Source organism: Daejeonella sp., assembly GCF_049655485.1.
Classification (GTDB): Bacteria; Bacteroidota; Bacteroidia; order Sphingobacteriales; family Sphingobacteriaceae; genus Daejeonella.
In genome coordinates this window covers 1-10,501 of the sequence record NZ_JBASJU010000324.1, presented here as the reverse complement: position 1 = coordinate 10,501, position 10,501 = coordinate 1, and the positions used below count along the sequence as shown (strand labels likewise).

Sequence of the window (10,501 nt, the reverse complement as noted above, 5' to 3'; positions counted from 1 at the left end):
ACACAGGAAGGCTTTCATAAAAGCTGCTGAACCAAGGCTCCCTCTTTACAGATTGTAAAATCTGTGCCATCGCCATGGTCGTAATCCGGTTTGCGGGCGATAAACCACTCCCATCATAAATGTTCATTGCATTTTCGTTTATACCCAGCTTCCTGTTCCAGAAAGTTTTCATCACTTTAACCCCCTCAAGAGTTGTAATGTCCTTGCCTTGTTTCCATGCGATGGTCTTGATCAAGTGTTCCCCATAGAGATTAATGCTTTTCTGGTTAAACCAATAAACGATCTTTTCGAGAATGGGTGAGCTGTATGAATCCAAAATCGTGCTGGCAGCCTGAAAAGGCAGCATTTCCGAGTCCAGTTCCCTGGCCGTACTGATGGATCCAGAAGCAATACCTTGCGACTTCAAACTATTCCTCAGGCTTTGTGCCAGGTCAAAAGCAGGGTCGGGTACCGATGCTGATATCACTTTCTTAAGATCTATTCCATAAGTTCCCCTGAGGTACACGACATTGGAATAAGGCGCAGAATAAGCATATACATTATCTCCTGTACCGGCCTTGCCAGTTAACACCTCGTTCACTATTTTCAAATAGCTCATGTCGGGTTCTGTACGCAAAAGCGATGTAGGTTCGCCAACACGACCAGGCTTAAAGACAAGATCAAATTGGTTTTCGCGCCAGGTTAATGTGGAAGGACCAGCACCATAATAATTACCGATATCCTGCCACGGCCATCCCCCGGGTAAAGTCTGCGTACCAAATAAGCGGTCATCGGCAATTATGCGCCCCGCTATTCTTTTTATTCCTGCTCTGGATACCGCATCCGTCCAGCGTTTTAAAATGGCAGCGCTTTTCGTTTGTTCATAACGCTCGCTTCCCAGGCTTGGATCTCCGCTTCCGGTTACAATCAGGTCGCCGGAAAGGGTACCATCGGCACTTATAGACCCGGTATAACCCAGGGTGGTTTCCCATTTAAAATCTTTACCTAATAAATGATAAGCTGTCGCTGATGTAATGGTTTTTAAGGTTGAAGCAGACGCCAGGCCTGTATTGCCATTTTCCGAGAAAACGACTTCTCCCGTCTCAGCATTCAATACGGTTAGGGAAGCCGATCCAAAAGCGAGCTGCTCATCGGAGGCAAATTTCTGATAGGCGTGGGCTATTCGTTGTTTTAACGATTGGGCGGAAACATTGCTTATCAAAAAACACAGAATAAAGGAAAATAGGTATCTCATTTTAAAAGATGTAAGGGCTAAGTATGGGTGTCAAACCAAAATTAAGTCATTTGCCGCTTGATAGCGAATATAAATTCCCGATCAGTGTTCCTGTACGTATCAGATTGGCCTCCGTATCCTTAAAAGCATCTTGCAGATTAGCTGGTTCATGTCCGATAGGCATTAAAACATCGAAGTGTTTATCCAACTGCTCACTTTTTATCAATGGAACCCTGCCAGCGATACCGATAACTGGAATATGAAGTTGTTTCGCCAATAAGGCTACAGCAAAAGGTGCTTTTCCATTCAGAGTCTGTTCATCCAGGCTGCCCTCTCCGGTAATCACCAGGTCACATTTTGCCAAACTCTCCATGAAATTGGTCATTTTTAAAAAATACTCAGCGCCTGCTACCAATTCCGCATTGCAGAATGAATATAAAGCTGCAGCAACTCCGCCAGCTGCCCCACCATGTTTTACACTTCCCATAGGCTTGCCGTTTTGCTCCGCTGCAATCCCGGATATCTTTGTTAGAATACCTTCAAGTAATGCCACATCCAAATCTTTTGCCCCTTTTTGAGGGCCGAAGACAGCCGCCGAACCTTGAGAGCCCAATAACTGATTATCCACATCACACAAGACGATAATACTGCATCTGGCTAATCTCGGATCAAGTTCAGAAGTATCAATTTTGTCGAGCTTGAGAAGATGTTCCGGACTGGGATATAATAATTGCCCTTCCACATCAAGGAATTTCACCCCCAGGGCACTGAGCATACCGGCACCGCCATCAACAGTGGCAGATCCGCCTAATCCGATAATGATTTTGGAAACACCCTTATCCAGTGCAGCAAGGATTAATTCTCCTGTACCTACAGACGAAGTTTTAAGAGGATTTATCTCATCCGCACTTAATAATTTAATCCCGGAAGCATCTGCCATCTCAATAACGGCCGTAGCTCCATTGTAAATAAGCCCGAATGTGGCATTTACCATCCTATTCAAAGGATCTCGGACTTGAACTTCTATTGTAATCCCATTAAATTTATTGATAATTAAGGCTGCTGTCCCATCTCCGCCATCCCCGACAGGGAAACACTCGGTAGTACAAGATAGACGGGAATTATGCAAGCCTTGAGAAACTGCATCTGCGACTTCAGGGGCAGTAAGGCTATTTTTAAAGGCGTTAGGCGCTACCAGGATATGCATAATTACCAGCAAGATAACGTTGATTTGGGAAACTATGAAAATTAACCAGGGTAATGGAGAAGGAAGAATGGAGAGTTGAGAGTTGAGAATGAAAAACAGGGAGAGGGAAAGATTTTCTTCCCTCTTCCTGTTTGCTGGTTCTCTTATATCAATTTATTGGCCATCAGATACTCCGCGATCTGAACAGCATTAGTTGCAGCGCCTTTACGGAGATTATCAGCAACTATCCAAAGGTTAAGGGCATTGTCCTGCGACTCATCCCGTCTGATCCTACCTACAAATACTTCATCTTTTTCGTGAGCATCCATCGGCATTGGATATTTCAGGTTCGCCGGATCATCAACTACAATAATCCCTTCTTCCTTTTCAAGTATCGCCCGAACTTCGGCCAGGTCGAAATCGCTTTCGAATTCAATATTCACAGACTCAGAATGCCCGCCCATTACGGGGATACGCACAGTAGTTGCTGTAACACGTATGGAATCATCACCCATGATCTTTTTGGTTTCAAGGATCATTTTCATCTCTTCCTTGGTATAACCGTTCGCAGTGAACACGTCAATCTGCGGGATCACATTCAGGTCAATTGGATAGGCATAAGCCATTTCTCCGGATATACCTTTCCGTTCGTTCATCATTTGGTCGACTGCTTTTACACCTGTGCCAGTGACTGACTGATAAGTTGAAACGACAACCCTTTTAATTTTATATCTTTCATGAAGCGGCTTTAAAACCACTACCATTTGTATGGTGGAGCAATTCGGATTAGCAATGATCTTATCATTAGCAGTAAGCACATTTGCGTTCACCTCCGGCACAACCAATTTCTTATCCGGGTCCATTCTCCACGCTGAAGAATTATCGATAACTGTTGTACCTGCTGCTGCAAAACGGGGAGCAGCTTCCAATGAAGTGCTTCCGCCGGCCGAAAACAAAGCGACATCCGGCTTCATCGCAATCGCATCATCCATAGTCACAACAGTATACTTCTTTCCCTTGAATTCAACCTGTTTACCTGCACTCTTTGCGGATGCTACCGGAATCAATTCACTAACTGGGAAATTGCGCTCTGCTAAAACTTTTAACATCACCGAACCTACAAGGCCGGTAGCGCCAACTACTGCGACTTTCATTTTCTTGATAAATAAATTGTTAATACTGTTTAATTGAGGCAAATATGGGAAAAATCATTGCGTTTTCTGGCATTCCGAAAGATATAAAGGGCTAATCTGACAATTTCGTTACCAGTTGTACGAAATAACCTGAAATACAAAAATTTGTACCGCACACTCATTCCGTTTACTGACTGTGATTGTCGCTGGTGATATTTAAATCACAGCAACAAATTCATGAGATATTTTTACGTCATTTTATTGCTCCTCCCGGTCATTACTCTGCGTGCACAGATTGATGAAAACTTCGACGACGGAAATTTTACTGCAAATCCTATTTGGACGGGAAGTAATAATAACGCTGATTTTGTAATCACTGATAATAAGCTGCGTTCAAATTCAAATCTTGGCAATGCAAGTTTTTTCCTAAGTACTGGAAACAAGCTGGCCACAAATACACAGTGGGATTTTTGGGTAAATCTTCAATTTAACACGTCGGGATCAAACTATACAGATATCTATGTTATTTCCGACGAGGCTGACCTGAAAAACACAATGATTAATGGTTACTTTATTAGGATTGGTAATACTGATGATGAAATAAGTCTTTACAAAAGATCAGGGACGACTGCTACCGTCTCGAAAATAATAGACGGGGTGAATGGTTCTGTTGGATCCTCTAACAACACCCTAAAAATACGACTGAAGCGCGATAATACTGGCAAATTTACTCTTGAGCGGGAGGTAGTGTCAGCAAATTCGGGCTATATCACCGAAGGAACTGCCCTTGATACAGAGCACACGAGCACCAGTTACTTTGGTATTGTGATACAACAATCTACTGCGACGTTTTTTCAAAAACATTTTTTCGATAACATCAAAGTTGCTTCAGTAGTTACCGACACCGTTCCACCAAGCATGAGCTCTGTATCGGTCATTGATTCCAATACAATAGCAATAACTTACAGTGAGGCAATGGATAGTATAAGTACGAAAGGTGTTTCCAACTACGCGATTAACAATAACGGGGGGCCGATACTTAAGGTTCTAACTACAAATGACCCGGCAAAATTTCATATTAAGCTGGCGAATAACTTAAATAGCGACACATATTCTATTTCAGTTGCGAATATCAGGGATATAAATGGGAACCTGATAAGCAATAACCAAAGGGGTACCTTCACCTATATCAAACCTTATACGGCTAAATTCGGTGATGTTGTAATAAATGAATTATTAGCTGACCCTGCACCACAAATTGATCTCCCGTCAGTGGAATTCGTTGAACTTCGAAATAACACCATTCACTCCATTTCATTAAAAGGCTGGAAGTTCAGTGACTCCGGAAGTTCCGCGACGCTCGGCGACATTACTATTGCCTCATCCTCTTTCTTAATTATTTGCGCGAAAGCAGACACCGCAGAATTTAAACCTTATGGCAAAGTTCTCGGCTTATCGCCCTGGCCGTCGTTAAATAATTCGGGGGAGCTCATAAAACTATTTAGTTCAAAAGGAACCCCTATTGATTCGGTCAACTATTCCGACTCATGGTATAGAAACACAACCAAAAAGCAGGGAGGCTGGACACTTGAACGCAAACATCCGGGGGTTCTGTGTTCGGGGGCTCAAAATTGGTTTGCCTCTACTGACAGCACTGGAGGCACACCGGGAAAGAAAAACTCTGTATTCGTCGCTGACTATGAAAACCTAAAGCTAACGGCCGATAGTTTAAAACAAATTTCTGATACCAGCATAACGATCTACTTCAACAAGCCCCTAAACAATTCAACACTAATCGCTGAAAATTTCATTTTGAATCCGACGGCATCATCCATTAAGAAAATAATTGCCAATTTTGAAAGTAACGAAATAAGGATCATCTATGATCAAAAGTTTGTGCCTGATACCAGGTATCAATTAAATATAAAGAACCTTGAAGATTGCTATGGCGTCCCTTTACTAGGAGGAGCACAGAATTTAACTTTCAACACAAAAAAGATTGTCTCTGTCAGTAATCCTCCAGATACATCGAGAATTGTGATTACTGAGATCTTTGCGGATCCCTCGCCAGAAGTTCACTTACCCCTTGCTGAATACATTGAGGTCTATAATCCCTCCAGTGATACTATTGATCTAAATAATTGGTCCGTAAGCGACCCGACTACAAAAGCTATCATTCGTAGCCAGAAAATATTACCACGGGAATACTTAATCCTTTGCCCTGCGGCTGATACCATTCATTACAAACTTTTCGGAAAGACAATCGGTTTAAATCCCTGGCCGTCGTTAAATAACATTTCCGATCAGGTAGTCCTAAAAAGTTTCAAAAACAGAGTCGTGGATTCAGTAGCTTATTACGACACTTGGTATCGCAGCAACGTAAAAAAGCTGGGTGGGTGGAGTTTGGAAAAAATTGATTTAACCTCGGTCTGTGAACCTCCCTTTAACTGGAATGCAGCTATAGACACAAATGGGGGAACGCCTGGGAGAGCCAACTCGGTGGCCGTTACCGGATATGACCTTGTGCCGGTAAAGGCCGATAGTATCAAGCTGGTAACAGATTCCAGCCTCAAAGTATATTTCAATAAACATTTGAACAGCTCAACCCTCACTGCCGGCCAATTTATTTTATCCCCCGCAAACTCAATCAAAAAAATAAGTTCAGATCTAATGCAAAGGGAAGTAACCCTGGTATATGAACAAAAGTTTGTAGCAGGAACTAATTATAAATTACTTGTATCCCTGATAAAAGACTGTAGTGGGAAATCCATCACAGATTCTCAATTACTTCAATTTAAAACCAACCCGCCTTCGTCGATGCCTCCAGAGCGAATCGATACGGCAAAAATTATCATCACTGAAATCTTTGCTGACCCATCTCCAGAAGTAGGTTTGCCGCTCGCAGAATTTATAGAGTTATATAACCCGGGAGCACATGCAACGGATTTGAATAAATGGATTTTAAACGACAGTGGTACGAAAGCAGTTTTTACAGCTGCTAAAATTGAACCCGGAGAATACTTAATCCTATGTTCCACAGCTGACACTCTTTTGTTCAGGCCGTTTGGCAAAACGAAAGGGATTTCACCATGGCCATCTTTAGGAAACGGTGGTGATCAGATAACTCTAAAAAGCTTCACACAAAGAGTAGTTGACTCAATTGTGTACTCAGATAAATGGTATAAAAACCAAAAGAAAAAGAACGGGGGATGGTCCCTGGAGAAAGAAGACCTGTTAATTAACTCCTGCAATGGTTTCTATAATTGGTTTTCATCCATTGACACAACCGGCGGGACGCCGGGTCGCGCTAATAGTAGAAAAAATCCTGGAATCAGCTGGCAACAGATCAAAATAGATTCGGTGGGCAGTAGATCCGATAGCACCGTAATTGTTCATCTAAATTCGATTCCAGACACTATATTTTTTAAATCATCACATTTTTCCATCGATAATAAAATTGGTGCAGCTCTTGAAGCTACTTTCGGGGAAAGCTTTTTAACAATCCATCTTAAGTTTGGAGCGAAATTTAACGAAGGAACCAAGTATCTCCTCACTGTTGACTCCTTATTTAACTGCAGTGGGATCAAGTCCAATCAACCAAACAACCAGGCTTTATTTACAAAACCAATCATCCCAGAAGAGAATTATCCTGTCTATATAAATGAAATTCTGGCCGACCCCTCACCACAGGTCCATTTACCAGAAGTGGAGTTTGTTGAACTTTATAATCCCACAGAGCAAACGGTAAGCTTGAAAGGAATGTATTACGGGGATGCAAGCGTACTGCATAAATTTACTTCTGGAGAGATCGCTCCACTTTCCTATTTGATACTCTGCCCGGAAAAAGACACGTCCAGTTTTACCTCTTTTGGCAATGTGAAAGGTTTACCAGTGTGGCCATTACTTGCAAATGAGAAGGATGTCTTAGTTCTCAAAAACAATAAGGGGCGGGAATTTCAGCGTATTGCTTATAATTCAGATTGGTATAGGAATGGAGCAAAGAAATCGGGAGGATATTCTCTGGAGATGATAAGCCCAGCTTCAATCTGCGCCGGATCTCAAAATTGGGCGGCAAGTATAGATTCTGCCGGTGGTACTCCGGGAAAACGGAATTCTATTTTCAATGATTCTCCGGGAGATGCCCTTAAATTGGTGGATGTAATATTAACTGACAGTATTACATTATTACTTACATTCAACAAGACCGTTGATAGCCTGTCCGCATCTTCAGCCGTGAAATATCATATAAACAATGGGATGGGAGAACCTGAATCGGCTATCACTTTGTCGCCGGACTTCGATAAAGTTCAGCTTAAATTAAGGAATGCTCCAACCCGGGGAAATACCTATAAAATCGAATTGAAGGAAATCCGTGACTGCTCTGGGACCCCTATTTCAACAGGGTTTAATCAAGGTGAATTCATTTTGACAGAACGAGTTGTTAAAAATGCTGTTCTGATAAGCGAAGTCCTTTTTAATCCCCGGCCAAATGGTGTTGATTTTATCGAGATTTACAATAACTCGAACCACACCCTCGACTTAAAAGATCTTTCGATTGCCTCTATGGTAAAAGATTCGATCGGGCCGCTCCGGCCGATTAGCATAAAGCAAAAACTGTTTAAGCCCGGCCACTATTTGGCAGTAACAACCGATCCTGAAATAATTAAAAAAGAATATAGAATTGAATCCCCGGACCAAATACTAAAGGCAGCACTCCCTGCATTCAATGATGACAAAGGAGTAGTTGGGTTATTAAGTAACGGTGTCCAAATTGACCAGCTTAATTATAGCGAAAAGATGCATTTCCAACTACTTAAAACATTTGACGGTATATCTCTGGAAAGAAGCAGCTTCAAATTGAAAACCAATGAGCCCGGCAATTTCAGATCCGCGACTGATGCATCTGGGTTCGCCACACCAGGATACAAAAACTCTCAATATAACGAAGAAAGTGTTGGCTTCGAGGAATTTGCACTGGTTTCAAAGACCTTTTCTCCCGACAACGATGGCTTCGAAGACTTACTTCAGGTGAGTTATCGGTTGCCAGCACCGGGAATGGTTGCGAACGTAAAGATCTTCAATGATCAAGGAATGATAATTAAGCATTTGCTTAAAAATTCAACATTGAACTCCGAAGGTATGTTTGTCTGGGACGGACTCAACGAATTCAACACAGCTGCTGCTTCCGGAATCTATTTTATTGTTTCCGAAGTATTTGATACAAGCGGAAATGTAAGACGCTTTCGCAAAGCCTTCGCTCTGGCGGCGAATCTGTAAATAATTCCAAACTCAAGTGGGCCTTCAACAGAACATAAAATCCCTACCTTTGCCCCAAACCAATTATAATGCAGGAAACAGTTGTTGTTATAGGCTCAAACGGGCAAATCGGAACGGAGCTGGTAAGCGAATTGAGGAAGATCTACGGCGATGGGCATGTCGTAGCTTGCGATATTCGCCGACCGGATTACGATATAAAAAATGCCGGCCCCTTTGAATTTGTGAATGTGCTTGAGAAGGAAATTCTAAAAAATCTTTTTCAGAAATATAAACCCACGCAGGTTTATCTGCTGGCGGCCTTGCTTTCAGCAACGGGGGAGCAAAACCCTAAGCTGGCATGGGACCTAAACATGAACGGCTTATTAAATGTCCTCGACCTCGCTCAAGAATTTAAAACATCCAAAATATACTGGCCAAGTTCCATAGCCGTTTTCGGGCCAAACTCCCCGAAAGATTATACCCCGCAATATTGTGTAATGGACCCGAATACCGTTTACGGGATAAGCAAGTTGGCTGGTGAACGCTGGTGTGAATATTATGTCCAGAAATATGGGCTCGATGTACGGAGTATCCGTTATCCTGGACTAATCAGCTGGAAAGCAGCCCCGGGCGGCGGAACAACGGATTATGCGATTCATATATTCCATGATGCTTTGAAAAAAGGCAGTTATCAGTCATTTTTGTCGGCAGAATCGGAGCTACCCATGATGTATATGGATGATGCAATCCGCGGCACTATAGAATTAATGGATGCACCGGCGGAAAAAATAAATATCCGATCTTCATACAATCTTACCGGTATGAGCTTTACGCCGGAGATCCTGGCCGAAGAGATCAGAAAGCATATCCCTGACTTTAAACTAAGCTATACTGACTACGACCAGCGACAGGCGATTGCCTCAAGCTGGCCGAAATCCATAGATGACAGCCATGCGAGAATGGACTGGGGATGGAAGCCAGAGTTCGACCTTGAAAAAATGACGGTTGATATGTTTAATAATTTGAAGAAATAATTAGAATCTTTGGAGAGTGGAGAGTTGAAAGTTGAGAATGGCGACCGAAAACTTTCGAATAAAAATATTGAATTTAAATAGTTTTAAGATAAATGGGAAGAGCATTCGAATTCCGTAAAGAAAGAAAATTTAAGCGCTGGGCGAAGATGGCCGTGCAATTCACACGTCTCGGAAAAGAGATCGTGATGGCCGTAAAAGACGGGGGGGCGAACCCCGACGCAAACTCACGCTTGAGAACTGCAATGCAGAATGCTAAGGCTGTTAATATGCCGAAGCATACGGTGGAAGCGGCAATCAAACGGGCAAGCAATAAAGACGAAAGCAATTACGAAGAAATAGTTTACGAAGGATATGCGCCCCACGGAGTGGCTGTCCTTATAGAAACTGCTACTGATAATACCAACCGTACAGTTGCAAACGTTCGTAGCTATTTCAACAAGACTAATGGCACTCTAGGTAAAACGGGATCCCTCGATTTTATTTTTACTCGGAAGTCAGTCTTTAGATTTGATCCCGGCGAAATGGAACTGGACGAACTTGAACTTGAACTACTCGACTTCGGGCTCGAGGATCTGTATGTGGAAGAGGATGAAAACGGAAAAGATGTAGGTGTAATCCATACCTCTTTCGAGGATTTCGGAAAAATGCAAAAAGCTCTGGAAGAAAAGGGTATCCCGGT

At 42.5% G+C, this 10,501-nt stretch carries 6 protein-coding genes; 3 read left to right on the top strand and 3 right to left on the bottom strand.

Going from position 1 to position 10,501, the window contains the following annotated elements; all coding sequences use genetic code 11:
• From dacB to WBJ10_RS13425, 3 genes are all read right to left on the bottom strand, one after another.
• Positions 1–1,234, bottom strand: a 1,234-nt coding sequence (gene dacB / locus WBJ10_RS13435) for a D-alanyl-D-alanine carboxypeptidase/D-alanyl-D-alanine endopeptidase (RefSeq protein WP_424291137.1), incomplete at its 3' end; no start/stop codon positions are given.
• A gap of 46 nt (positions 1,235–1,280) precedes the next feature.
• On the bottom strand, positions 1,281–2,420 hold the full coding sequence (locus WBJ10_RS13430) for a glycerate kinase (RefSeq protein WP_424291135.1): 1,140 nt from the start codon (positions 2,418–2,420) through the stop codon (positions 1,281–1,283).
• A gap of 143 nt (positions 2,421–2,563) precedes the next feature.
• Complete coding sequence (locus tag WBJ10_RS13425) at positions 2,564–3,553, bottom strand: aspartate-semialdehyde dehydrogenase (RefSeq protein ID WP_424291133.1); 990 nt, start codon at positions 3,551–3,553, stop codon at positions 2,564–2,566.
• Between the two features lie 216 nt (positions 3,554–3,769).
• Between WBJ10_RS13425 and WBJ10_RS13420 the strand changes: the two genes are divergently transcribed.
• From WBJ10_RS13420 to WBJ10_RS13410, 3 genes are all read left to right on the top strand, one after another.
• Positions 3,770–8,809: a lamin tail domain-containing protein gene (locus WBJ10_RS13420; RefSeq protein ID WP_424291131.1), complete on the top strand. Its 5,040-nt coding sequence runs from the start codon at positions 3,770–3,772 to the stop codon at positions 8,807–8,809.
• Between the two features lie 68 nt (positions 8,810–8,877).
• The gene (locus WBJ10_RS13415; RefSeq protein ID WP_424291129.1) at positions 8,878–9,822 is read left to right on the top strand and encodes an NAD-dependent epimerase/dehydratase family protein; all 945 of its coding nucleotides are present in this window, start codon (positions 8,878–8,880) and stop codon (positions 9,820–9,822) included.
• Between the two features lie 92 nt (positions 9,823–9,914).
• On the top strand, positions 9,915–10,501 hold a 587-nt coding region (locus WBJ10_RS13410; RefSeq protein ID WP_424291127.1), incomplete at its 3' end, for a YebC/PmpR family DNA-binding transcriptional regulator.